Here is a 23521-nt window from a genome sequence, read left to right on the forward strand (position 1 = left end):
CGCGGGCTCAGACGCGGGCGTCCTCCAGGGCCGGGTAGTCGGTGTAGCCCCGCTCCGCGCCGCCGTAGAAGGTCGCCGGGTCCGGCGTGTTGAACGGGCCGCCCGCCGCGAGCCGGACCGGCAGGTCGGGGTTGGCCAGGAACAGCACGCCGAAGCTCACCGCGTCCGCCGTCCCGTCCTCGACCAGGGCCAGGTGCTCGGGGCCGGTCGTCCCGCCCGGGGTGAACGGGTTGAGGATCAGCACCCCGCTGAACCGCTCGCGCAGCTCCAGCGTCAACGCGCGCCGGTCCGCCTCGCCGATGTGCAGGTAGGCGATGCCGAACGGCTCGATCGCGTCGACCAGGGCCGGGTACAGCACCTCGGGGTCGTCCTCGACCATGTCGTTGTACGGGTTGGCCGGGGAGATCCGCAGCCCGACGCGGTGGGCGCCGATCGCCTCGGACACCGCGCGGACGACCTCGACGACGAACCGAGCGCGGTTCTCCACCGTGCCGCCCCACTCGTCGGTGCGCCGGTTGGTGCCGCCCGCCAGGAACTGGTGCAGCAGGTAGCCGTTGGCCCCGTGCAGCTCGACGCCGTCGAACCCGGCTTCCACGGCGTTGCGCGCGGCGGTGGCGAAGTCGGCGATCGTCCGCCGCACCTCCTCGCCGGTCAGCTCGACGGGCGTCACGTAGTCGTCCATGCCGGCACCGGTGAACAGGGTGCCCGCGGCGCGCACCGGGGACGCGCCCACCGGGTGCAGGCCGTCGGGCAGCAGGCTGGGGTGGCCGATCCGGCCGGTGTGCATGAGCTGGGCGAAGATCCGCCCGCCCGCGTCGTGCACGGCGCGGGTCACGAGCTTCCAGCCCTCGACCTGCTCGGGGGTGTGCAGGCCCGGCGTGTCCGGGTAGCCCTGGCCGACCGCCGAGGGCTGGATGCCCTCGGTGATGATCAACCCGGCGCCGGCGCGCTGCGCGTAGTACTCGGCCATGGTGGTGGTCGGCACGGTGCCGTACGCGCGGCTGCGGGTCATCGGGGACATCACGACGCGGTGGGGCAGGGTGGTGCCGGCCAGGTCGAGCGGCTCGAACGCGGTGGTCATCGGGTTCCCTCCGGTGGACGCGGTGTGCGCACTTACCTGTCCGAACAGCAATCACCGGCGGATCTATTCCGAGCAGGTCACCGTGACGGCGCTCACATCGCACGACGGCTACACTGGGGACATGGCAGGAGCAGCCCAAAAGGCCATGTCGACGCCGGTTCCGCGGTCCGCCGAGGGCGGCCGGATCAGTCATGCCATCTTCCGCGTGGCCCGCCTCCACCGGCTACTGGCCGGACAGCTGCTCAGACAGGCAGGACTGCACCCGGGGCAGGAGGTGGTCATGATGCACCTCTGGGACGGCGGGCCCCGCCGCCAGGCCGACCTGTGCGGCGAGCTGGGCACGGACTCCGCCACGATGACGCGCACCGTGCAGCGGCTGGAGCGCGCGGGCTTCGTGCGCCGCTCCCCCGACCCGGGCGACGGCCGCGCCGTGATCGTCGAGCCGACCGCCGCGAGCCAGGCGCTGCGCCGCGAGGTCGAGCGCATCTGGGCCGAACTGGAGGAGGCCACCGTCGGCGCCATGGACGCCGACCAGCAGGCCGAGACCCTGGAGGTGCTCGGCCTGCTGGAGTGCAACCTGGCGAAGCGGACGGGCCGCGACCAGGTCGCCGTCCCCCCGGAGGACTAGCGGGACAGCTGCAGCCAGGCGGCGGTGTCGGTCGGCAGCAGGCCGTCGGCGTCGAGCGGACCGCTGGTGAGCAGCACGCCGTCGTGGTCGGGCAGGGCGACCGGGTGGGCGGACAGGTTGAGCACGCACGCGAAGTGCCCGCCGCGGCGGAACGCGACCACGTCCGGCCCGAGGTCCAGCCACTCCATCGGGCCGTCGCCCAGGTCGTCCCGCTCCCTGCGCAGGTTCAGCACCGCGCGGTAGTGGGCGAGCATCGAGTCGGGGTCGCCGCTCTGCGCCGCCACCGACAGCGACCGCCAGTGGGCGGGCCTCGGCAGCCAGGACGGCCCTTCGTCACCCCACGGGATCGGCACGCGGCACCCGTCGCGGCCCCGGTCGGTGTGGCCGGAGCGCACCCACACCGGGTCCTCGCGCAGCTCGTCGGGCAGGTCGTCGACCTCCTCCAAGCCCAGCTCCTCGCCCTGGTAGAGGTACACGCAGCCGGGCAGCGAGGTGGTCAGCATGATCGCCGCCCGCGCCCGCTCGCGGCCCAGGTCCAGGTCCGTCGGGGTGAGGTGCTGGCGCCGCCCGAAGTCGAACGACGAGTCCTCGCGGCCCATCCGCGACACGTGCCGCGTCACGTCGTGGTTCGACAGCACCCAGGTGGGCGGCGCGCCGACCGGGGCGTGCGCGGCGAGCGTGGCGTCGATGACCCGGCGCAGCTCCCCCGGCTCCCACGGGCAGCACAGGAAGTCGAAGTTGAACGCCGAGTGCAGCTCGTCGGGCCGCAGGTAGCGGGCGAACCGCTCGGGGTCGGGCAGCCACATCTCGCCGACGAAGACCCGCTCGTCCGGGTACGCGTCGAGCACCCGCCGCCACGACCGGTAGATCTCGTGCACGCCGTCCTGGTCGGAGTACGGCGTCTCGGCGTCCGGCCGGGAGAAGTCCTTGACCAGGCCGTCGGCGACGTCGATGCGGAACCCGTCGACGCCCCGGTCCAGCCAGAACCGCAGGATCGACTCGAACTCGGCCCGCACCTCGGGGTTGGTCCAGTTCAGGTCGGGCTGCTCGGCGGCGTAGAGGTGCAGGTACCAGCTCCCGCCGTCGGGCGTGCGGCTCCACGCGGGGCCGCCGAACCGGGACTGCCAGTCGTTGGGGGGCTCGTCGCCGTCGTGGAACCAGAACCGGTCCCGGCCCTTGCCGGCCAGCGCCTCCCGGAACCAGGGGTGCTGGTCGGAGCAGTGGTTGGGAACGATGTCGATGATGACCCTGATGCCCAGCGCGTGGGCCTCGCCGATCAGCTTCTCCGCCTCCACGAGGGTGCCGAACTGCGGCTCGATGTCGCGGTAGTCGGCGACGTCGTAGCCGCCGTCCGCCAGCGGCGACGGGTACCAGGGGCTGAGCCAGATCGCGTCCACACCCAGCTCGGCGAGGTGGGGGAGCTTCCGGCGGAGTCCCGCGAGGTCGCCGATCCCGTCCCCGTTGCCGTCGGCGAAGCTGCGCGGGTACACCTGGTAGATGGCCGCACCGCGCCACCAGTTCATGTGGATTCCTCCCTCGGTGAAGGTGGTCAGCCCTTGACGCTGCCCGCGGTGAGACCCGCGAGCACGTGGCGCTGGAACACCAGGAACAGACCGATCATCGGCACGCTGGAGAGCACGAGGCCCGCCAGCAGCAGGTTGACCGGGGTGTCGGGGGCGAAGCGCTGCAACGCGACGCTGAGCGTCTGTCGAGCGGGGTCGGAGAACACCAGCAGCGGCCAGATGAAGTCCTTCCAGGCGGCCACGACCGCGAAGATGGACACCACCGCCAGGACGGGCCGGGACAGCGGGAGCACGATGCGCCACAGCATGGTGAGCTGACCGGCGCCGTCGATGCGCGCCGCCTCCAGCACCTCCACCGGCAGCTGGTCGAAGAACCGCTTGAGCAGGAACACCGTGAAGGCGTTGGCCGCGCCGAGCAGCCACAGCGACAGCGGGTTGTCGAGCAGGCCCAGGTCGGAGATGGTCAGGTAGGTGGGGACCAGCAGCACCGACGCGGGCATCATGAGCGTCACCAGCATCGCGCCGAGGATGCCGCCGCCCAGCACGGGTCGCAGCCGGGACAGCGCGTAGGCCGCGGGCACGTCGACCGCCAGCTGCACCGCCCACGTGCCGACCGCGACGACGAGGGTGTTCCGGAAGTACCGGCCGAGGTCCATCAGGTCCCACGCCTCGGCGTAGGTGCCCGGCACCCACGTCTCGGGCAGGACCGTCGGCGGCACCCGGGCCAGCTCCACGGCGGGCTTCATCGCCGAGAGCACGACCCAGACCAGCGGCACCACGAAGACCGCCGTGAGCACGACCGCGGTGACGACGAGCGCGACGGTGTGGCCGGCGCGCGAGCGCCCCGGCGCGATGAGCGTCCTCACGCGTCCGCCTTCCGCGTCGCGCGCAGGTACAGGGCGGTGAACGCGCCGAGCACCAGCAGCAGCAACAGGCTCAGGGCACTCGCGGTGCCGAAGTCGTTGTAGTAGAAGGCGTAGCGGTACAGCAGCAGGAGCACGGTCACCGTGGAGTCCTCCGGGCCGCCGCCGGTCATCACGTACGGCTCGGTGAACACCTGCATGGTCGCCACGACCTGGAGCAGCGCCAGGACCAGCAGCACGAACCGGGTCTGCGGCACGGTGACGTGCCACAGCCTGCGCCACACGCTCGCGCCGTCCAGCTCGGCGGCCTCGTACAGGTCGCCGGGGATGCCCTGGAGGGCGGCGAGGTAGACGAGCGTGGCGGTGCCCAGGTTGGCCCAGGTCGCGACGACCACCAGCGACAGCATGGACGTGTCGGCGCTGTCGAGCCACGCCGCGCCCTCCAGCCCGAGCCCGCGCAGCGCGGTGTTGAGCAGGCCCGGACCGGGGTCGTACATCCACTTCCAGATCAGTGCCGCCACGACCGGCGGCAGCATCACCGGCAGGTACACGATCAGGCGGAAGTACGCCCTGAAGTGACGCAGTTCGTTGAGCACCACCGCGAGCAGGAACGGCACCGCGAAGCCGAAGACCAGGGCGAGCGCGGTGAACAGCAGGGTGTTGCGCCACGCCGTGGCGAACAGGGGGTCGGCGAAGAGCCGTTCGAAGTTCTCCCAGCCCACCCACACGGGGTCGTCGACGAAGTCGACCTGCTGGAAGCCCAGCACGGCCCCGCGCGCGATCGGGTACCAGGAGAACACCGCGAAGCAGACCAGCGCGGCGGACAGGAACCCGTACGCGACCAGGTTCTCCGCGACGCGGCGCCGCATCACTTGACCTGCGCGAGGACGGGGTTCACCTTGGCCTCCGCGTCCGCCAGCAGCCGGGCGGGGTCGGCGTCGCGGTCGGTGAGCACGGCCTGCATGACGTTGTCGAGGATCGCGTAGACCTGCTGGGCGTTCGGCGGCTCGATCAGGCCCTCCGGGGTGGCGTCCACGTAGGACTTGAAGTTCGCCACGGGCACGGTCGCGAGCTTCTCCTTCAGCTCGGCCTGCCTGGCGGCGATGTCACCGGTCCAGACGTCGGACACCGGCGGCACGGGCAGGCCGATGGGCTGTCCCTGGTCCTTGTAGCGCTGGAGGTTCTTCTCGAAGCGGTCCGGGTTGAGGAACTTCCAGGAGATCCACTTCAGGCCGGCCCTGATCTTCTCCGGCGACGCCTTCGGGTTGAGCATGTAGCCCTCGCCGCCGATCAGCGTGCCCTCGCCGTCCGGGATGCCGGCCAGGCCGTAGTCGGCGTAGTCGCCCTTGAACTGGTTGACCAGGGTGGGGATGTTGTCCGGTGCGGCCAGGTACATGCCGAGCCGGCCGGAGCCCATCATCTGCTGGACGTCCTCGATGACGAGGAGCTGCTTCTCGCCCATGGTGCCGTCGGTCCAGCGCATGTCCTTGAGGTGCTGGAGGACGGCCTTGCCCTTGTCGTCGTCGAAGTCGGCGACCCACTTGTCGCCGTCCTGCCTCGCGATCCGCCCGCCCACGGAGTACATCCACGCGGTGAAGTGCCAGCCGCCCTGGTTGTTCTTGGAGTACTCGGCGAAGCCGACCTTGCCGTCGCCGAGCGCGGTGATCTTCCGGGCGGCCTCGCGGACCTCGTCCCACGTCGCCGGCGGGCGGTCCGGGTCCAGGCCCGCCTCGGTGAACAGGGCGCGGTTGTAGACCAGGCCCATCGAGTAGTTCGCGGTGGGGACGCCGTAGACCTTGCCGTCCTTGGCGAAGACCTCGCGCAGCTCGGGGCGGATGGCGTCGTAGTGCGGGACGTCCCGGACGTAGTCGGTGATGTCGGCCGCCTGGCGGCGGGCGATGAGGTTCGCCGGGTCGGTGAAGTACGCGTAGAACACGTCCTCCAGCTGGCCGCCGGCGAGCTTCGCCGAGAACGTCCTGGGGTCCATGAACCCCTCGCGCGGCTCGATGTCGATGTCGGGGTTGGCGGCCTCGAACTCGGCCACGTCCTCGTCGAAGACCTTGCGGTCGAACGCCTGCGTCCGCGGCGGCTGCCCGTTGACCGTGATCGTGACCTTGCCGCCGGCGGCGGTCTCCCCGCCGCCCGAGGAGCACGCGACGGCGGTGAGGCCCAGGCTGCCCGCGAGCAGCAGCCCCGCCGCTCTGCGAAGGCTGGATGAGTTCATGGGGCGGACCCTCTCCCTCGGCTGTGGTGTGGCGCACACGGTAGGTCCGCCCAACACGTCTCCGCAATATGTCTACGAAATTTCGCAAACTCACGACATCGCCCCGTAAACCACCTGCCGACATCCAGCACAAAAAGACCCGGCTTCCACCGGGCCTCATCTCCACGCGAGGGTCCAACGCCCAGGACCCCTGGAGGTTGGACTCTCGGGGCCTGGGCGTTGGACCCTCGGGTCAGCGGGGGGCCGGGGCCGTGGAGGAGCGGACCACCAGCTCGGGCTCGAAGAGGAGTTCCTCGTCCGGCACCGGGGTGCCCGCGATCTGGTTGGCGAGCAGCTCCACGGCGGCGCGGCCCATCGCCTCGATGGGCTGCCGGACCGTGGTCAGCGGCGGTTCCGTGCAGGTCATGAGGGGCGAGTCGTCGTAGCCGACCACGGACACGTCGCGCGGCACGTTGAGCCCCTGGCGGCGCACGGCGCGCACCGCGCCCAGCGCCAGCGGGTCCGAGGCGCACAGGACCGCCGTGACGCCGCGGTGGAGCAGGCGGGTCGTCGCGGCCTGGCCGCCTTCGAGGGAGAACATGGCGTGCTCCTCGAACAGCTCCACGCCCGCCGCCGACGCGCACGCGGCCAGCGCGGTCAGCTTGCGCCGGGACGGCATGTGGTCGGTCGGGCCGAGCACCGCGCCGATCCGCACGTGCCCGAGCGCGACCAGGTGCCCGAACGCCTGCTCGACGGCCACCGCGTCGTCGCACGACACGCGCGGGAAGCCGAGGTCGTCGATCGCGGCGTTCACCAGCACGGCGGGCAGCTTGCGGCGCGTCATCTGGCGGTAGTGCTCGTGCGAGGCGTCGGCCTGCGCGTACTGGCCGCCCGCGAACACCACGCCCGACACGTGCTGTTCGAACAGCAGCTCCAGGTAGTCCGCCTCGGTCACGCCGCCGGCCGTCCGGGTGCACAGCACCGGGGTGAAACCGCGCTGCGCCAGGGCGTTGCCGATTACGTCGGCGAACGCGGGGAAGATCGGGTTCTGGAGTTCCGGCAGCACCAGGCCGACGAGCCGCGCGCGTTCGCCGCGCAGCTGGGTGGGCCGTTCGTACCCGAGCACGTCGAGGGCGGTCAGCACCGCCGACCGCGTCGCGTCGGACACACCGGGCTTGCCGTTGAGGACCCGACTGACCGTCGCCTCGCTCACGCCGACCTTCGCGGCCACTTCGGCCAACCGCCGTTGCGTCATGGAGCAACTATACGGCAGGATTTTCACCCTGCTTGCGCTGGCTTGCAGACGTTTGCGAGCGGCCCGACAGGCGGCGACCCCGGCGGGGGCCGACCCCGTTGTCGCGCTTCCGGCCACCACCGGGTGATCCGTGGGGTACAAATCCCCTGTGAAGCGGTGGGTGGTGGCAGTGGTGGCGCTGGCAGGTCCGATCCTGGCCGGCTGCGGCACGCCGGTGGAGGGCAGGGCCGTGCCGGCCCCGCGGTCCTCGACCGCCGGGGCCTCCCCCGAGCTGGTCCGGTGGATGAACAACTACTGCGGCGTGGCGAACTACCTGATCGCCTCGGGCGGCGTGCAGTTCCCGCAGCCGGAGGGGGACCCGGCGGCGCTGAAGAAGGCGTTCTCCGACTCGCTGGGCCGGGTGGAGGACGTGCTGGAGGTCGCGCTGCACGACCTGGACGAGCTGACGCCCGCACCGCAGCCCGCCGCGGACACCGCCGTCGAGGTCATCGCCGGGCCGCTGGGCCGGGCGCGGGACAAGTTCGTCTCGGCGAAGTCGACCGTGGACGGCGCGCCCGAGCTGACCGCGGACGTGTTCTCCTCGGTCATGCAGGACCTGACCGAGGCGGTCACCGTGATGAACGAGGCCGTGGAGAAGCTGGACGTCGTGTCGCTGCCCGACGAGTTCAAGGACGCGGGCGAGCAGGCCGAGAACTGCGCGCGCTGACCCGCCGCCCGGCACCGGCCCGACGCGTCCACCGGTCGGCCGGACCCCTCACCGGTGCGGGTGACCTGCGACGACACCCTTTCCGCATTGGTGCGGAGACGGCCGGGCACCGCCCGCAAATCTGGGGGCGAGGCCCCCATGTGCGACGGGTTCGCGCATGACAGCTTTGGCCGCGTGTTCCCTTCCGCCGTAGACCGACCCCCAGCCGAGTGGTGGCTCAGCGGCGTCCGCGGGAGCACCCACGAGCTGGTCGTCCCCCGTGGACGGCCCTCATGGGCCGCGTTCGTGGAACGCGCCACCGCGACCGCGGCCCGTGCAGACTTCCCCGGCGGCGACTGGGCCGGGGCGTTCGCCTCCGCCCTGCACCCGCTGGTGCGCGAGGCGGTCCGCCGCGACCCGCGCCTCGACGACGCCTTCGCCCGCGACCTGGGCGCGCGGCTCGCCCGGGTCGCGGCCCGCACGCTGGTGCTGGAGCTCAACCTGGAGCGGGTCGCCGGCCGGCTCTCCGGGGACACCCCGCAGGCCCGGTTCGCCGACTTCGCGCGCACCGTGGACCTGCGCGCGCTGTTCGCCAAGTACCCCGTGCTCGCGAGGCTGCTCGGCCAGACCTGCCTCCAGGCGGTGGCGGCGCACGTCGAACTGCTCGACCGGTTCGCCCGGGACCGCCGCGAGATCGTGCGCGCCCTGCTCGGCGGCCGCGACCCCGGTCCCGTCGCGCGCGTCGAGACCGGCCGGGGCGACCCGCACGCGCGGGGCCGCTCGGTGGCCGTGCTGACCTTCGCCGACGGTCGCCGGGTCGTCTACAAGCCTCGCCCGATCGCGCTGCACGTCGCGTTCGCCGACCTGCTCGCGTGGTTCGACGGGCACACCGACCTGGGGCTGCGGGTGCCGCGCGCGGTGGCCCGGCCCACGCACGGCTGGCTGGAGTTCGTCGAGCACGCGGCGTGCGCCGACGAGGCCGGCGTCGGGCGGTTCTACCACCGGCTGGGCGGGCTGATCGCCCTGCTGTACGCGGTGGACGGCACGGACATGCACTACGAGAACCTGGTCGCGGCGGGCGACCGGCCGGTGCTGGTGGACGTGGAGACGCTGTTCCACCCGACCGCCGACACCACCGCGGACCCGGCGGCGCGCGCGCTGGCCCGGTCGGTGCACCGCACGGCCGTGCTGCCCAGCGTGCTGCTCGGCGAGCACGGCGCGCTGGACGTCGGCGGCACGGGCGGCGACCGCGAGCGGTACGCGGCCGACGGCGTGGCCTGGCTGCACCCCGGCACCGACCGGATGCGCCTGGTCCGCCGGCCCGCGCCCGCGCCGACCGCGCACAACCGACCCGTGGTGGACGGCGAGGAGGCCGAGGCCGCCGACTACCGGGACGCGCTGCTGGCCGGGTTCCGGATCGGCTACGACGCCCTCGCCGACCACCGCGCCGAGCTGCTCGGCAGCGGCGGCGAGGCCGGTCTGCTGGCCCGGTTCGCCGACCTGCCGGTGCGGTTCGTGCCGCGGATGACCCAGCTGTACGCGACGCTGCTCGACGAGTCCACCCACCCGGACGCGCTGCGCGGCGCCGACGCCCGCGACGACGCCCTCGACGTGCTGTGGGACGACTCGGCCGACCAGGAGGTGCTGCGCGCCCTCGTGCCGCACGAGCTGGCGGACCTGTGGGCGGGCGACGTGCCGCTGTTCACCACGCGGCCGGGCAGCCGCGACGTGTGGACCTCGACGGGGCAGCGGCTGCCGGGCCTGCTGCCGGTGTCCGGCCTGGCCGCCGTGACGGCGAAGGTCGCCGCGCTGGACGAGGTGGACCGGCACGACCAGCAGTGGCTGATCAGCGCCACCCTGGCGAGCCGGCCGCGCCCGGTGGAGCACCGCACCGGGCCGGGCTTGCCCGCGCCGGTGGAACCGGGCATCCCCGACCAGCAGCGGCTGCTGGTGGCCGCGTGCGGCATCGCCGACCAGGTGCTCGCGCAGGCCGCCGCCGACGACGGGCGGGTCAACTGGGTCGGGCTGGAGCTGGTGGACGACCGGTACTGGGCGGTGTCCGCCATGGGCGCGGGGCTGTCCAACGGCTACACCGGCGTCGCCCTGTTCCTCGCCCAGTTGGGCGCGCTGACCGGCGCGGCCCGCTACACCGGGTTCGCCCGCGACGCGCTCGCCCCGCTGCCCGGCCTGCTGGCCGCGTTCGCCGAGGACCCCGAGCGGGCGGTCGCGGTGGGCAGCGGCGGGATGCACGGCCTGGGCGGCGTCTGCTACGCCCTGGCGCGGCTCGCGAACCTGCTCGACGACCCCGACATCACCGACTGGCTGCGCACCGCGCTGGCCGTGGCGGCGACCGTCGAGCGGGTCGGCGAGGACCCGGCGAACCTGGTCGAGGGCTGGGCGGGCGGGCTGGCCGCGATGCTGTCGGTGCGGGCGGAGAGCGGGCTGCCGGAGGCCGCGCCGCTGGCCCGCGCCTACGCCGACCGGCTGCTCGCCGCGTCCCCCGGCGGCGACGGCTTCGCCCGCGGCCGGGCGGGGGTCGGCTGGGCGCTGCTGCGCTACGCGCGGGCGACCGGCGACCAGCGCCACGGCGTGGCCGGGCGGGCGAACCTGCGCGCCGACCACGCGCTGCGCCAGCGCCTGCTGGACGTGACCGAGGCCGACCACAGCTGGTGCTCCGGCCTGTCCGGCGCGGTGCTCGCGCACGCCGCGCACCCCGGCCAGCCGGTCGACACGCACACCCTGCACCTGGACCGCTGCCTCAACGCCCTCGCCGTGCACGAACCGCTGCGCGACCTGAGCCTGTGCCACGGCGAGCTGGGCGTGCTGGAGTCGCTGACCTCGCTCGCCGAGCAGGGGCACGCGCTGGCCGCGGCCACGCGGACCCGGCGCGCCGGCCTCGTGCTCGGCGTGCTCGACCAGTACGGGGCTCACTGCGGCACGCCCGGCGGCGTACCGTCTGCCGGGCTGCTGACCGGTCTCTCCGGAATCGGCTACGGGCTGCTCCGGCTGGGCTTCCCCGACCGGGTGCCGTCCGTGCTGCTGCTCGACACCCTGCGGAACACACACACCACCGAGGAGAACACCCGATGAGCGACGCCACCCCCGCCGCGGTCACCACCTGGAGCGAAGACCAGGACGGCGACCACCCCGCCGGCGAGATGGCGCTGACCCGCAAGACCAAGGCGGGTGCGCGCGCCCGCGCGCTGGCCGGCCTGACCCTGGCCGTCGGCGCGTACGCGGTGGTCGCCGCCGCGGCGGGCAGCCAGACCGTGAGCGCGCCCGGCATGCCGTGCTGACCGCCTAGCGGTCCGGATCGCCGAACTGCCCGCCCGCACTGGGGGTGCGGGCAGTTTGGCGTGCGGTCGATCAGCTTGGCTAAGGTCGGGACATGCACACCCGCGCGCCGGTCGTGGTCGGCCGCGACGAAGAGGTCCGCGTCCTCCAGCAGGTGCTGGCCGACGCCGAGGCGCGTCGCGGTCGTGCCGTGTTCCTCGTCGGGGAGCCGGGCATCGGGAAGACCCGGTTGGCGCGCTTCGCCGCCGCCGGCGCGTTCGACCGCGGGATGCGGGTGCTCCGCGGGCGCGGCAGCACCATCGGGCCGATCGTGCCGTTCCGGCCGCTGGCCGAGGCGCTGATGTCCTTGTTGCGCGCGGGTGACGGCCCGGACCTGCGGGAGCTCGGCCCCTACCAGTCGGCGCTGGGGCGGTTGGTGCCCGAGTGGGGTGTCGAGGAGCAGCGGCAGGTGCCCTCGGTGGTGGTGCTCGCCGAGGCGGTGCTGCGGCTGCTGGCCGTGGTCGGCCGGGACCGGCCGTGCCTGCTGGTGCTGGAGGACCTGCACGACGCGGACGTCGAGACGATGGCCGTCGTCGACTACCTGGTGGACAACCTCGACCAGGTGCCCGCCGCGCTGCTGGTGACCACCCGCGCGGACCCCGGGCCGACGCTCGACGTGGTGCGCCTGGCCGCGCAGCGGGAGGCCGGCGTGCTGCTGGAGCTGGGCCGGTTGGACGAGGGCCAGGTGCGCCGGATGGTGGCGCTGTGCCTGGAGGTCGACGACCGCCGCGTGCCCGACGAGGTCGTCGAGCGGGTGTGGGCGGACAGCGCGGGCAACCCGTTCGTGGTCGAGGAGATCCTGCACGGCCTGGTCAACGGCAACCTGCTGGTGCGCGGCCCCGGTGGGTGGCAGGTGCTGGGCGAGCTGCGCATCGGCGTGCCGTCCGCGCTGGTGCGGTCGGTCGCGCACCGCACCGACCGGCTCGGCCCGCAGGGCCGCGAGCTGCTGTCGGCCGCCGCGGTGCTGGGGCACCGGTTCCCGCTGTCGGTGCTGCGCGTGGTCGTCGGCATGGACGACCGGACCATGCTGTCGCACCTGCACGCGGGGGTGGCGGCGCAGCTCGTGACGCCGGACGAGCCCGTGCCCGACTGGTACGCGTTCCGGCACCCGATGACGGCCGAGGCGCTGCTCGCCCAGCTGCCGCCGCCGCACCGGGCGGAGCTGGCGCGGCGGACGGCGGACGCCGTGCGGCGGCTGCACCCGGACCTGCCCGGCGAGTGGTGCGCGCTGGTGGCGTCGCTGCGGCTGGACGCCGGGCAGACCGCCGAGGCGGGCGCGCTGCTGGCCGAGGCGGGCAGGCGTGCGCTGGCCGACGGCGCCGCCGGGTCCGCGGTGCGGCTGCTGGACCACGCGCACCGGCTGCTGGCCAGCGGGGTGGACGTGTCGGTCCGCGCCGAGGTGCTGGACTCGCTGCTGCCCGCGCTGGCCGAGGCGGGCCAGTTCGAGCGGGCGTTCGCGCTGGTCGACGCGGTGGCCGAGCTGAGCGCCGCGGGCCTGGACCGGGGACGGCGGGCCGACCTGCACGCCAGGCTCGCGATGGTCGCCAACACCGCCGGCCGGTGGACCGACGCCATCGCGCACGTGGGGACGGCGCGCACCCTGCTCGGCGCGGACGCGGACGACGAGCGCGAGGCGCGGCTCGACGCGCTGGCCGCCTACACCACGATGCACCTGGACGAGCCGAACCGGATCGAGGCCACCGAGTTCCTGGCCCGGCGCGCGGTCGACGCGGCGGAGCGGGTGCCGCTGCCCGAGGTGGGCTGCGAGGCGTGGCAACTGCTGGGCGTGCTGGCGCGGGAGCGGGACCTGGGCGAGGCGGCCGAGTGCTTCGGCCGGGCGCGGGCGCTGGCCGAGGAGCACGGGCTGACCATCCCGCGAGTCCACTCGGTGGTCCGGCAAGCGAGCCTGGCGTGGCTGGCCGACGGGTCGCCGGCCGAGCTGGCCGAGGCGCGCGAGGAGGCGCTGCGGGTCGGCGCGATCAACCTGGCGTACAACGTGGACTGCATCCTCGGGCTGGACATGGTGCTGCGCGGGCACTACGACGAGGCGGCGGACCGACTGGCCCGGATCGCCGCGGACACCCGCCGGCTCCAGCTCAAGCACCTGACGCTGTACGTGCTGATGGCGCAGGCGACCGCGGCGGCGCACCAGGGCAGGCGGGCCGAGGTGGACGCCGCGATCGAGGCGTTCGACCGGGTGGGCGGGGTCGGCTCGCAGGAGCGTCCGCTGTGCTTCGGGTTGGCGCGGGCGTTCTGCGCGCTGCTGGAGGAGGACCGGGCGGCGGCCGGTCAGGACCTGGCGCGGGCGATGGCGCACGAGGCGGAGACGCCGACGGTGTACCACCTGTCCGGCCGGCACGGGATGCGGTTGCTGCTGGGCGCGCTGTCCGGCGAGCTGGACCTGGACGGGTACCACGCGGTGACGCGGTCGGCCGCGGCCGGGATGCGGTGGAATCGGGTGTTCGCCCGGTTCGCGCTGGCCGTGCTGCTGGGTCGGGCGGGGCGCGAGGCGGAGGCGGCGCGGGCGGTGCGCGAGGCCCGGGAGGCGGCGTCGGCCTTCCCGCTGGCCCGGAACCTGGGGCTGCGCCTGGTCGCCGAGGGCGCGGTGGCCGACGGCTGGGGCGAGCCCGTGGCGTGGCTGCGGACCGCCGAGGAGTACTTCCACCAGGCCGGTCACGCGGCGGTGGCCAGCGCGTGCCGCGGGCTGCTGCGCCAGGTGGGCGCGTCGGTGCCGCAGCGCCGCACCGGCACCGACCGGGTGCCCCGCGTGCTGCGCGCGCTGGGCGTGACGGTGCGCGAGTTCGAGGTGCTGGAGCTGCTGGCGGGCCGGTTGGGCAACAAGGCCATCGCGACCCGGCTGCACATCTCGCCGCGCACGGTGGAGAAGCACGTGGCGAGCCTGATCACGAAGACCTCGCAGCGGGACCGCGAGGCGCTCAGCTGCTTCGCGGCGTCCCTCGGACCCGCCGACCGGCCCTGGTGACCGCCGCACCGCTGCGCTAGACCTGTGCCGGTGAAGACTCTCGCGGCGGCAGCGCTCCTGCTCGGCACCCTGCTCACCGGCGGGGTCGCGCAGGCCGCGCCCGGTACCGACCCCGGCACGACCCCCGGTCCCTGCGGCTACGCGGCGACACCGGACGACCCGGCCGCGCGCCCGGTGCCCCTGCCGCCGGACCCGCGCCGCACCCCCGACCGCGGCCACCCCGTCGTGCTGCTCGCGACGAACCAGGGCCCGGTGCCGCTGGTCCTCGACCGGGCGCAGGCCCCGTGCACCACCCAGAGCTTCCTGCACCTGGTGCGCGAGCACTTCCACGACCGCACGACGTGCCACCGGCTGACCGCCTACCCGACGTTGAAGGTGCTCCAGTGCGGCGACCCGTCGGGCACCGGGGAGGGCGGCCCCGGCTACCGCTACCGGGACGAGCTGCCCACCTCGCTGCCGCCCGCGCCGAACGACCCGACCGGTGAGCGCCGCACCTACCCGCGCGGCACGCTCGCGATGGCCAACGCGGGTCCCGACACCAACGGCAGCCAGTTCTTCCTGGTCACGGCCGACTCGGTGCTGCGGCCGAACTACACGGTCTTCGGCCGCGTCACCGACGCGGGCCTGGCCACCCTGGACCGCGTCGCGGCGGGCGGCGTCGCGCCGAACCCGGACAGCGAGCTGGACGGCCGCCCCGCGCTGCGCACGGACATCCGCCTGGCGCTGCGCCTGCTGTGACGGCTCACGGGCGGGTCACGGGACGGGTGCTGGTCACGGGGCGGGTGCGGCCACCCGGACGTCGGCGTTCCAGTTCGAGAACCGGTGCACCACGCGCTGGAACGTGGTGTCCTCCAGCGTCGTGAGCACCTGCTCGACCCGCACCGGCAGGTCGCCGGGGCCGACCCACACGACGGCGGTCGCGGTGAACCCGGACTCGTCGGCGGCGAGGAGCTGTGCCCGGCGCGTGGAGTCGGCCGTGCGCTCCGCCTGGACCCGCAGGTCGACGAGCATCGTGTACCGGTGCGTCGGCACGCCGTCCAGGACCTCCTCGGCGCGGGCCACGACCAGCGCGCCGGCCAGCGACCGCACGACCGCCGCCGGGTCGACCTCGTCGGGCAGGTCCCCGATCGTGGCGTCCGCCCGCACCGGGACGCGCTCCCCCGGGTCGTGCCTGGTCCAGGTCCCGCCGGCGGTGCGGCTGTACCCGGCGTCGGCCAGCACGACGACGTCGGTGCCGTCCTCGGTGAGCGACAGCAACCGGCCCTCGGGGGCGCGCAGCAGGTCGCCGTCGAGGCGCACCTCGCGGCCCGCCACGGCGTTCTCGGCGGCGAACCGCACGGAGCGCTGCTCGTCGGCGCGCGCGGCCGCGGTGGCGACCAGGGCCGCGCTGTCCTCGGCGGCCGGCCCGAGGGCCGGGGCGGGCAGGCCGCGGGGCTCCGCGCACCCCGCCGCCGCCAGGGCCAGCACGAGCGCCGACACCGACGTGACCACGGACCTGCGCATGTGCCTCCCACCGACGGTGATCCACCGCCATCCTCCCCCACCGCGCCGGGTGACGGGTCGGAACCCCGCGACTGCCTGGGCTACCGTCGCGGGCATGCCCCACGTGCTCTCGCTCAACGTCGGTTCCCGGGCCGGGTGCGACCAGGCGGAGGTCGGTCACACCGGCATCGGCAAGCGCCCCGTGACCACGCCCGTCGAGGTCCGCGCGCCGGGCCCCGCCGGTGTCGGCGGCAGCGGCCTGGTCGGCGACCACATCTCCGACCTGCGCCACCACGGCGGCGACCACCGGGCGGTGTACGCCTACGCGCGCGAGGACCTGGACGGGTGGGCGGCCGAGCTGGGCCGCGACCTCCCGCCGGGGCTGTTCGGGGAGAACCTGACCACGGTCGGCGTGGACGTGTCCGGCGCGCGCATCGGCGAGCGGTGGCGCGTCGGCGACCTCGTGGTGCAGGTCACGAGCCCGCGCATCCCGTGCCGGACGTTCGCGGCCGTGATCGGCGAGCGCGGGTGGGTGAAGGCGTTCACGCGGCGGGCCGCGCCCGGCGCGTACCTGCGGGTGGTCGAGCCGGCGACGATCGCGGCGGGTGACGAGGTCGTGGTGGTGCACCGGCCGGGGCACGGCGTGACGGTGCGGACGGCGTTCCAGGCCCTCACGCTGCGCCCGGAGCTGCTGCCCGACCTGCTCGCGGCCGGGGACGACCTGCCGGAGGAGCTGCGGCGCCGGGTCGGGCGGCGGCTGCCCGACCCGGCGTGAGCGCTACCGCTTGGCCACGAGCGTCAGCACGTCGTACTTCGCGACCGACTCGCCCTTCTGGTTCACCACGTCGGCGTCCCAGCGCACCTCGCCGTAGTCCTGGTCCTCGCGGGGCGTGATCTGCTTCGCCGTCAGCGTCACGGTCAGCTCGTCACCGGGGAACGTGGGCGTGAGGAACCGCAGGTTCTCCAGGCCGTAGTTGGCGAGCACCGGCCCCGGCTCGGGCGAGACGAACAGGCCCGCCGCGAACGACACCACCAGGTAGCCGTGGGCGACCCGGCCGCCGAAGAACGGGTTGGCCGTCGCGGCCTCCTCGTCGGTGTGCGCGTAGAACGTGTCACCGGTGAACTCGGCGAAGTGCTCGACGTCCGCCAGGGTGACGGCGCGCGGCCCGGCGACGACGCTGTCGCCGACCCTCAGCTCGCGCAGCGACTTGCGGAAGGGGTGCACGTCGGACTCGGTGCGCGGCGCGCCCGCGACCCAGCGCCCGGTGACCGCGCCGAGCACGCGGGGGCTGCCCTGCACGGCGGTGCGCTGCATGTGGTGCAGCACGCCGCGGATGCCGCCCAGCTCCTCGCCCCCGCCCGCCCGGCCGGGGCCGCCGTGGACCAGCGCCGGGAGCGGCGAGCCGTGGCCGGTGGACTCCTTCGCGTCGTCGCGGTCGAGCACGAGGACGCGGCCGTGCCACGGCGCCAGGCCCAGCACGACCTCGCGCGCGAAGTCCGCGTCGTGCGTGACGACGGAGCCGACCAGGCTGCCCGAGCCGCGCGCGGCCAGCTCGACGGCGTGCTCGACGCCGTCGTAGGCCATCAGCGTGGACACCGGGCCGAACGCCTCCACCTCGTGCGGCTGGGCGTGGTCGGGGTCGGCCTTGAGCAGCACCGGTGACAGGAACGCGCCGCGCTCGGCGTCGGCGTCCACCACGTCCACCCGGTCCGGTGAGCCGTGGACGACCTCGCCGACCTCCAGCAGCGCCTTGAGGGAGCGCCGGACCTCCTCGCGCTGCTCCAGCCCGGCCAGCGCGCCCATGCGCACGGTCTCGTTGGCCGGGTTGCCGATGACGACCTTCGCCAGCCGCGCGCTCGCGGCCTCCGCCACGGCGTCCAGCAGGTTCGAGGGGACCAGGGCGCGCCGGATCGCGGTGCACTTCTGGCCGGCCTTGGCGGTCATCTCGGTGACGAGCTGCTTGACGAACAGGTCGAACTCGGGGGTGCCCTCGACCGCGTCCGGGCCGAGGATCGAGCAGTTCAGCGAGTCGGCCTCGGCGTTGAAGCGCACGCCGTGGCGGATGACCGCGGGGTGGGTGCGCAGCAGCTGGGCGGTGGACGCGGAGCCGGTGAAGCCGACCAGGTCCTGCGGGGTGAGGTGGTCGAGCAGGTCGCCCGCGCCGCCCGAGACGAGTTGGAGGGAGCCCTCGGGCAGCAGCCCGGAGGCGATGACCAGCTCCACCAGCTTCTCCGTCACGTACGCGGTCTGCGAGGCGGGCTTGACCAGCGACGGGACGCCCGCGAGGAACGCCGGGGCGAACTTCTCCAGCGGCCCCCAGACCGGGAAGTTGAACGCGTTGATCTGCACGGCGACGCCCCGCAGCGGGGTGCAGACGTGCTGGCCGACGAACGTGCCGCCGCGGCTGAGCGGCTCCACCGCGCCGTCGACGTGGACCGTGTCGTTGGGCAGCTCGCGCTTGCCCTTGCTCGCGTAGCCGAACAGCACGCCGATGCCGCCGTCGACGTCGACCAGCGAGTCCGCCCTCGTGGCGCCGGTGCGCGCGGACAGGGCGTACAGCTCGTCGCGGTGCTCGCGCAGGTGCGAGGCCAGCGCCTTGAGCAGGGCGGCGCGCTGGTGGAACGTCAGCTCCCGCAGCGCCGGGCCGCCGACGCGCCTGCCGTGGTCCAGGGCCGCTGCCATGTCGATGCCGGCCGAGGAGATCCTGGTGATCTCCTCGCCGGTCACGGCGTCGTGCAGCGGTGCGCCCTCGGCGTCCGGGGTGTGCCAGCGTCCGGACACGTAGCTGCGCAACTTGGCCATGGGGTGTCGACCTCCTCGTCGGGCCGGTGGGTGTCCCGGCATGACCGACAGTAAAGCGCCCGCACTTTCATCGTGACTTGATTAAAGGTCATGCAGTAACTTCCGACCTGGCCGCCGCCAAAGTGAAGGGAGTGTCGATGAGGACACGAGTGGTGGTGAGTGCGGTCGCGCTCGCCTTCGGCGTGATCGCGGTACCGGCCGGGCAGGTGGGTGCCGCCCAGGTGGGGATCGCACCGGCACCCGCCGCGGCCCCGGGCGTGGGCACCATGGCGGTGACGTTCGCCGAGGAGTTCAACGGCGCCGCCGGCACGCGGGTCGACGGCTCCAGGTGGAACACGGAGACGGGCAACAACAACGGCAACAACCGCGAACACCAGTGGTACACGGACTCCGCGTCCAACGCGGCGATGGACGGCGCGGGCAACCTCGTCATCACCGCCCGCAAGGAGAACCCGGGCAACTGGAACTGCTGGTACGGCCGCTGCCAGTACACCTCCGCGCGGATCAACACCGCGGGCAAGTTCACCTCCACCTACGGCAAGGTGGAAGCGCGGATGAAGATGCCGCGCGGCAAGGGCATCTGGCCCGCGTTCTGGATGCTCGGCCAGGACATCAACTCCGGCAACCCGTGGCCGGGCAGCGGCGAGATCGACATCATGGAGTTCCTGGGCCACGACCTGGACACCGTGTACGGCACCATCCACGGCCCCGGCTACTCGGGCGCGGGCGGCATCGGCGCGGCGTACAACGGCCCGAACTTCGCCGACGGCTTCCACACGTTCGCGGTCGAGTGGACCCCGCAGGGCATCGCGTGGTCCGTGGACGGCACCGTCTACCAGCGGCGCGGACCGGGTGACGTCGGCGGCAACCAGTGGGTGTTCGACAAGCCGTTCTTCATCATCCTGAACCTCGCGGTCGGCGGCGAGTGGCCGGGCTACCCGGACGCGAGCACCACGTTCCCGCAGCAGTTCCTGATCGACTACGTCCGCGTGTCCACGATCGACGGCAACCCGCCCGCGGGCGGCTCGATCACCGGGATCGGCGGCAAGTGCGTGGACGTGGCCGGCGCGAACCCCGCCAACGGCACCCCCGTGCAGCTCTACGACTGCAACGGCACCAACGCCCAGCGGTGGACGCGCCAGGGCGACACGCTCCGCGCCCTGGGCAAGTGCCTCGACGCGGCGTCCGGCGGCACCGCCGACGGCACGCTCGTGCAGCTGTGGGACTGCAACGGCACCGGCGCGCAGCGGTGGGCCGTCAGCGGCGCGAGGGACATCGTGAACATCCAGGCGAACAAGTGCCTGGACGCGCAGAACAACAGCTCCGCCAACGGGACCAGGTTGCAGATCTGGACCTGTGGCGGAACCGCCAACCAGAAGTGGAACGTTGCGGCATGATCAGGACGTGCACCCACTGATCAGGGCCGAGGCGGCCACGTCCGAGCGCGACCGGCGACTCTCCCCGGCGGTCGTGGCGGAACTGGTCCGGGCGGGCGCGACGCGGATGCTCGCGCCCGCCTCCCTCGGCGGCCGTGAACTCGACCTGCCCACGTGGGTGGCGGAGGTGGAGGACCTGGCGCGCGCCGACGGCTCGGCCGGCTGGACCGCCATGACCACCAGCGCCACCTCGTCGCTGGCCTGGTACCTGCCGCCCGAGACGGCCGAGGAGGTCCTCGGGTCGCCCGGGTCGGTGCTCGCGGGCACCGCCGCGCCGCTCGGCCGGGCCGTCGCGGTCGACGGCGGCCACCGCGTCACCGGTCGGTGGGGCTGGGGCAGCGCCGTGCCGCTGTGCGACTGGGTGGTGGGCGGCGTGGTGACCGACGCCGGACCGCGCCTGGCGATCTTCCCGGCGGCCGACGTGACCGTGCACGACACGTGGCACGCGGCGGGCCTGCGCGCCACCGCCTCCCACGAGTGGGAGGTCGCCGACGCGTTCGTGCCGACCCGCCGCCAGGTGTGGCCGCTCACCGCGACCGCGGACGCGCCGCTCGCGCGGTTCCCGTTCCTCGCCTTCCTCGCCGTGGGCGTCGCGGCCGTCTGCCTGGGCGTCGCCGCCCGCGCGGTCGAGGAGGTCGAGTCGCTGGCCCGCGCCAAGACCCGCCAGTACGCCACCGCCGTCCTGGCCACCGAAACCGGCGCGCAACTCGACCTGGCCACCGCCGAGGCGAAGCTGTCCTCGGCGCGGGCGTTCCTGCGCGCCGAGGTCGCCGCCCGCTGGGCCGACGCGGTGGCGGGCGTCCCGGCGGACACCGGCGCCCGCGCCCGGCTGCGCCTGGCGTGCTCCCACGCCGCCGCCGAGGCCGCGGACGTCACCAGGCTGGCGTTCGCCGTCGGCGGGGGCAGCTCGGTGTTCGAGGACTCGCCCCTCCAGCGGTGCCTGCGCGACGCCCACGTGGCCGCACAGCACGCGATGGTCTCCCGGCGGCACTTCGAGACCTACGCCAAGGTCAGGCTGGACGTGCCCGTGGACACCGCGCGCCTCTAGCCCCGGCGCGGCTCCGGAATGCGGGCTGCGGCGGGGTCGTTGCACGGGGTGTGCTGCTCTCGGTGCTGGACCGCTCGCGCGTGCGCGCCGGGCGCACCCACGCCGAGGCGCTGCGCGACACCGTGGCGTTCGCGCGGGAGGTCGAGGAGCTGGGCTACCACCGCTTCTGGGTGGCCGAGCACCACGCCGTGCCCGGCGTGGCGGGGTCGGCGCCCACCGTGCTGGCCGCCGCGGTCGCCGCCGCCACGTCGCGCATCCGCGTGGGCACCGGCGGCGTGATGCTGCCCAACCACCGGCCGCTGGTCGTGGCCGAGCAGTTCGGCGTGCTCGAATCGCTGTTCCCGGGCCGGATCGACATGGGCCTGGGCCGCTCGGTCGGCTTCACCGGGGCCGTCCGCCGGGCGCTGGGGCACGACCGCGAGGACGCGGAGGAGTTCGGTCCCCGGCTGGCGGAGCTGCTCGCCTACTTCCGCGGTGACGGGCCGGTGCGCGCCTACCCGGCGCACGGCCTGCGCGTCCAGCCGTTCGTCCTGGCCACCGGCGCGGGCGCGCTGACGGCCGCCGCCCACGGCGTGCCGCTGGTGATCGGCGCGTTCCGCGGGGAGGACGCCATGCTGGAGGCCGTCGGCGCCTACCGCGCCCGCTTCACCCCGTCCCCCTGGGCCGCGGAGCCGTACGTGGTGGTGTCCACGACCGTCGCCGTGGCCGACACCGCCGAGCAGGCCTGGCGCCTGCTGCTGCCCGAGGCGTGGGCGATGGCCCGGTCGCGCACCCCCGGTGACTTCCCGCCCCTGGTCGCGCCGGACGACGTCCTCGCGGCCACCATGACCGCCCGCGAGCGCGCCTACTTCGAGCAGGCGCTCCGGGGTCACGTCCACGGCACCCCCACCGGGGTCGCCGAGGAGCTGACCGCCCTGGTGGAGCGCACCGGCGCCGACGAGGTCCTGGTCACCACCAGCACCCACGACCGCGAGGCCCTCCTGACCTCCTACCGCCTGCTGGCCACCCTCGTCGAGGGTCCAACCTCCAGGTCGCGGGAGTCCAACGCCCGGGTCCCCTGAGTTCTCCATCCGGACCAACCGGGCTGCGTGCCCGAATGAAGAACTCACGAAGCCCGGGTGTCGGACCCTCGCGACCTGGAGGGTGGACTCCCGGGGTCAGTCGCGCTGCTGCTCGGCGAGGAAGCGCTCGAACTCGGCGCCCAGCTCGTCGGCGCTGGGGAGTTCCTCGTCGTCGGCGATCAGCAGGTTCTCCGCCTTCTCGGACGCATCGGCGAACGCGTCGTACTGGCGCTCCAGCGCCTCGACGACCTGCGCGACCTCGGCGGACTCGGCCACCTGGCGGGCGATCTCGGCGTCGGTCCGCCGCGCGGCCTCGTTGAGGTCGGCGGCCTGGATCACCAGGCCCGTCGACTTCGTCAGGGCCTTGAGCAGTCCGAGCGCGGCGGTCGGGTACGCGCCCTGCGTGAGGTAGTGCGGCACGTAGGCGGCGAAGCCCATGGCGTCGAGACCGGCCTGCCCGAGGCGCAGCTCCAGCAGCGCCGACAGGTTGCCCGGCACCTGCACCCGGTTGAACGGCGACTTCTCGACGACCAGCTCGGGCCGGGTGGCGTGCGAGATCACCGACAGCGCGCGGGTGTGCGGCACACCCATGGGGATGCCGTGGAAGCTCACCGCGAGCCGCACGCCCCACCGCTCGACGAGGGCGCGCACCGCCGCGACGACCGCCTCCCAGCGCCGGTCCGGCTCCGGGCCGGTCATCAGCAGGAACGGCGTGCCGACCGCGTCGTGCAGCAGGTGCACCACCAGCTCGGGCGCGGCGTAGTCCTCCCACCGGTCCGTGGCGTAGGTCATCGTGGGCCGCCGCGCGCGGTAGTCGATCAGGTCGTCGACGTCGAACCGGGCGATCACCCGGTGCTCGTGCGCGTCGAGCAGGTGCTCCACGAGCGTCGAACCGGCCGACCCGGCGTCCATGAAACCGTCGAAGTGGTGCAGCAGCACCGCTCCGGTCAGGTCCGGGACGTCGGAGTCGACCTCGAACAGCTCCTCCGGGTCCTGCGCCACGTCGTGCCTCCCCAAGTGCTCACCCTGCGGTCTTCTCCCGGTCAACGCCCGACGGCCGCAGGGCATTCCCGGAATCGTTGACCTCCAGTCCGCTCCAGGTCATACCGTCCCGGCATGGACATGGAAACCACCGCC

Annotated in this window: 19 protein-coding genes; 10 read left to right on the forward strand and 9 right to left on the reverse strand. The window is 74.1% G+C overall.

The window, feature by feature from the left end; genetic code table 11:
- Positions 1–7: 7 nt before the first annotated feature.
- Positions 8–1081, reverse strand: a complete 1074-nt coding sequence (locus J2S66_RS19450; protein WP_310308588.1) for an alkene reductase — start codon at positions 1079–1081, stop codon at positions 8–10.
- A gap of 121 nt (positions 1082–1202) precedes the next feature.
- Between J2S66_RS19450 and J2S66_RS19455 the strand changes: the two genes are divergently transcribed.
- Entirely contained in the window at positions 1203–1709 is a 507-nt protein-coding gene (locus tag J2S66_RS19455; RefSeq protein ID WP_310308589.1) for a MarR family winged helix-turn-helix transcriptional regulator, read from the forward strand.
- Here J2S66_RS19455 and J2S66_RS19460 read toward each other — a convergent pair.
- The 5 genes from J2S66_RS19460 to J2S66_RS19480 form a co-directional block, all read right to left on the reverse strand.
- Positions 1706–3232 carry a glycoside hydrolase family 13 protein gene (locus tag J2S66_RS19460; protein WP_310308590.1) on the reverse strand — a complete coding sequence of 509 codons (1527 nt, stop codon included), beginning with the start codon at positions 3230–3232 and terminating at the stop codon, positions 1706–1708. The genes J2S66_RS19455 and J2S66_RS19460 overlap by 4 nt on opposite strands.
- 26 nt (positions 3233–3258) lie before the next feature.
- The gene (locus J2S66_RS19465; RefSeq protein WP_310308592.1) at positions 3259–4098 is read right to left on the reverse strand and encodes a carbohydrate ABC transporter permease; all 840 of its coding nucleotides are present in this window, start codon (positions 4096–4098) and stop codon (positions 3259–3261) included.
- Positions 4095–4964 (reverse strand): carbohydrate ABC transporter permease, encoded by an 870-nt coding sequence (locus J2S66_RS19470; RefSeq protein ID WP_310308593.1) that lies wholly within the window; start codon positions 4962–4964, stop codon positions 4095–4097. The genes J2S66_RS19465 and J2S66_RS19470 overlap by 4 nt, the downstream gene beginning before the upstream one ends.
- On the reverse strand, positions 4964–6319 hold the full coding sequence (locus J2S66_RS19475) for an ABC transporter substrate-binding protein (protein ID WP_310308594.1): 1356 nt from the start codon (positions 6317–6319) through the stop codon (positions 4964–4966). Before J2S66_RS19475 ends, J2S66_RS19470 begins: the two co-directional genes overlap by 1 nt.
- A 232-nt stretch (positions 6320–6551) precedes the next feature.
- Complete coding sequence (locus tag J2S66_RS19480; RefSeq protein ID WP_310308595.1) at positions 6552–7553, reverse strand: LacI family DNA-binding transcriptional regulator; 1002 nt, start codon at positions 7551–7553, stop codon at positions 6552–6554.
- A gap of 172 nt (positions 7554–7725) precedes the next feature.
- On the opposite strand from J2S66_RS19480, the gene J2S66_RS19485 reads away from it, so the two are divergent.
- The 5 genes from J2S66_RS19485 (at position 7726) to J2S66_RS19505 (ending at position 15292) form a co-directional block, all read left to right on the forward strand.
- Positions 7726–8259: a hypothetical protein gene (locus tag J2S66_RS19485; protein WP_310308596.1), complete on the forward strand. Its 534-nt coding sequence runs from the start codon at positions 7726–7728 to the stop codon at positions 8257–8259.
- Between the two features lie 285 nt (positions 8260–8544).
- Positions 8545–11328: a type 2 lanthipeptide synthetase LanM family protein gene (locus tag J2S66_RS19490; protein WP_310308598.1), complete on the forward strand. Its 2784-nt coding sequence runs from the start codon at positions 8545–8547 to the stop codon at positions 11326–11328.
- Positions 11325–11534, forward strand: a complete 210-nt coding sequence (locus J2S66_RS19495) for a hypothetical protein (protein WP_310308599.1) — start codon at positions 11325–11327, stop codon at positions 11532–11534. The genes J2S66_RS19490 and J2S66_RS19495 overlap by 4 nt, the downstream gene beginning before the upstream one ends.
- Before the next feature lie 92 nt (positions 11535–11626).
- Entirely contained in the window at positions 11627–14554 is a 2928-nt protein-coding gene (locus J2S66_RS19500) for a helix-turn-helix transcriptional regulator (RefSeq protein ID WP_310308600.1), read from the forward strand.
- A 30-nt stretch (positions 14555–14584) separates the two neighbouring features.
- On the forward strand, positions 14585–15292 hold the full coding sequence (locus tag J2S66_RS19505) for a peptidylprolyl isomerase (protein ID WP_374726096.1): 708 nt from the start codon (positions 14585–14587) through the stop codon (positions 15290–15292).
- Between the two features lie 33 nt (positions 15293–15325).
- Here the strand turns inward: J2S66_RS19505 and J2S66_RS19510 are convergent, their stop codons facing one another.
- Complete coding sequence (locus J2S66_RS19510) at positions 15326–16057, reverse strand: hypothetical protein (RefSeq protein ID WP_310308601.1); 732 nt, start codon at positions 16055–16057, stop codon at positions 15326–15328.
- A 94-nt stretch (positions 16058–16151) separates the two neighbouring features.
- On the opposite strand from J2S66_RS19510, the gene J2S66_RS19515 reads away from it, so the two are divergent.
- Positions 16152–16811, forward strand: a complete 660-nt coding sequence (locus J2S66_RS19515) for an MOSC domain-containing protein (RefSeq protein ID WP_310308602.1) — start codon at positions 16152–16154, stop codon at positions 16809–16811.
- A gap of 3 nt (positions 16812–16814) precedes the next feature.
- Here J2S66_RS19515 and paaZ read toward each other — a convergent pair whose 3' ends face one another.
- Positions 16815–18839 (reverse strand): phenylacetic acid degradation bifunctional protein PaaZ, encoded by a 2025-nt coding sequence (gene paaZ / locus J2S66_RS19520; RefSeq protein WP_310308603.1) that lies wholly within the window; start codon positions 18837–18839, stop codon positions 16815–16817.
- A 137-nt stretch (positions 18840–18976) separates the two neighbouring features.
- Between paaZ and J2S66_RS19525 the strand changes: the two genes are divergently transcribed.
- Genes J2S66_RS19525 through J2S66_RS19535 form a run of 3 tightly spaced genes read left to right on the forward strand, consistent with a single transcriptional unit; the run spans position 18977 to position 22384 of the window.
- Positions 18977–20236, forward strand: coding sequence for a family 16 glycosylhydrolase (locus J2S66_RS19525; RefSeq protein ID WP_310308604.1), 1260 nt, complete (start codon positions 18977–18979; stop codon positions 20234–20236).
- A gap of 7 nt (positions 20237–20243) precedes the next feature.
- Complete coding sequence (locus J2S66_RS19530; protein WP_310308605.1) at positions 20244–21323, forward strand: acyl-CoA dehydrogenase family protein; 1080 nt, start codon at positions 20244–20246, stop codon at positions 21321–21323.
- A 50-nt stretch (positions 21324–21373) separates the two neighbouring features.
- On the forward strand, positions 21374–22384 hold the full coding sequence (locus tag J2S66_RS19535) for an MsnO8 family LLM class oxidoreductase (protein ID WP_310308607.1): 1011 nt from the start codon (positions 21374–21376) through the stop codon (positions 22382–22384).
- 96 nt (positions 22385–22480) lie between these two features.
- Here J2S66_RS19535 and J2S66_RS19540 read toward each other — a convergent pair whose 3' ends face one another.
- Positions 22481–23386 carry a proteasome assembly chaperone family protein gene (locus J2S66_RS19540; RefSeq protein ID WP_310314910.1) on the reverse strand — a complete coding sequence of 302 codons (906 nt, stop codon included), beginning with the start codon at positions 23384–23386 and terminating at the stop codon, positions 22481–22483.
- Positions 23387–23521 lie beyond the last annotated feature (135 nt).

It is taken from the genome of Saccharothrix longispora, assembly GCF_031455225.1.
GTDB classification, from domain to species: domain Bacteria; phylum Actinomycetota; class Actinomycetes; order Mycobacteriales; family Pseudonocardiaceae; genus Actinosynnema; species Actinosynnema longispora.

Bases quoted from the DNA above. Each gene is read 5' to 3' on its own strand.
- J2S66_RS19470 (WP_310308593.1), bottom strand. From the start codon at position 4,964: ATGCGGCGCCGCGTCGCGGAGAACCTGGTCGCGTACGGGTTCCTGTCC.
- J2S66_RS19475 (WP_310308594.1), bottom strand. From the start codon at position 6,319: ATGAACTCATCCAGCCTTCGCAGAGCGGCGGGGCTGCTGCTCGCGGGC.
- J2S66_RS19500 (WP_310308600.1), top strand. From the start codon at position 11,627: ATGCACACCCGCGCGCCGGTCGTGGTCGGCCGCGACGAAGAGGTCCGC.
- J2S66_RS19450 (WP_310308588.1), bottom strand. From the start codon at position 1,081: ATGACCACCGCGTTCGAGCCGCTCGACCTGGCCGGCACCACCCTGCCC.
- J2S66_RS19495 (WP_310308599.1), top strand. From the start codon at position 11,325: ATGAGCGACGCCACCCCCGCCGCGGTCACCACCTGGAGCGAAGACCAG.
- J2S66_RS19515 (WP_310308602.1), top strand. From the start codon at position 16,152: ATGCCCCACGTGCTCTCGCTCAACGTCGGTTCCCGGGCCGGGTGCGAC.
- J2S66_RS19525 (WP_310308604.1), top strand. From the start codon at position 18,977: ATGAGGACACGAGTGGTGGTGAGTGCGGTCGCGCTCGCCTTCGGCGTG.
- J2S66_RS19460 (WP_310308590.1), bottom strand. From the start codon at position 3,232: ATGAACTGGTGGCGCGGTGCGGCCATCTACCAGGTGTACCCGCGCAGC.
- J2S66_RS19455 (WP_310308589.1), top strand. From the start codon at position 1,203: ATGGCAGGAGCAGCCCAAAAGGCCATGTCGACGCCGGTTCCGCGGTCC.
- J2S66_RS19480 (WP_310308595.1), bottom strand. From the start codon at position 7,553: ATGACGCAACGGCGGTTGGCCGAAGTGGCCGCGAAGGTCGGCGTGAGC.
- J2S66_RS19510 (WP_310308601.1), bottom strand. From the start codon at position 16,057: ATGCGCAGGTCCGTGGTCACGTCGGTGTCGGCGCTCGTGCTGGCCCTG.
- paaZ (WP_310308603.1), bottom strand. From the start codon at position 18,839: ATGGCCAAGTTGCGCAGCTACGTGTCCGGACGCTGGCACACCCCGGAC.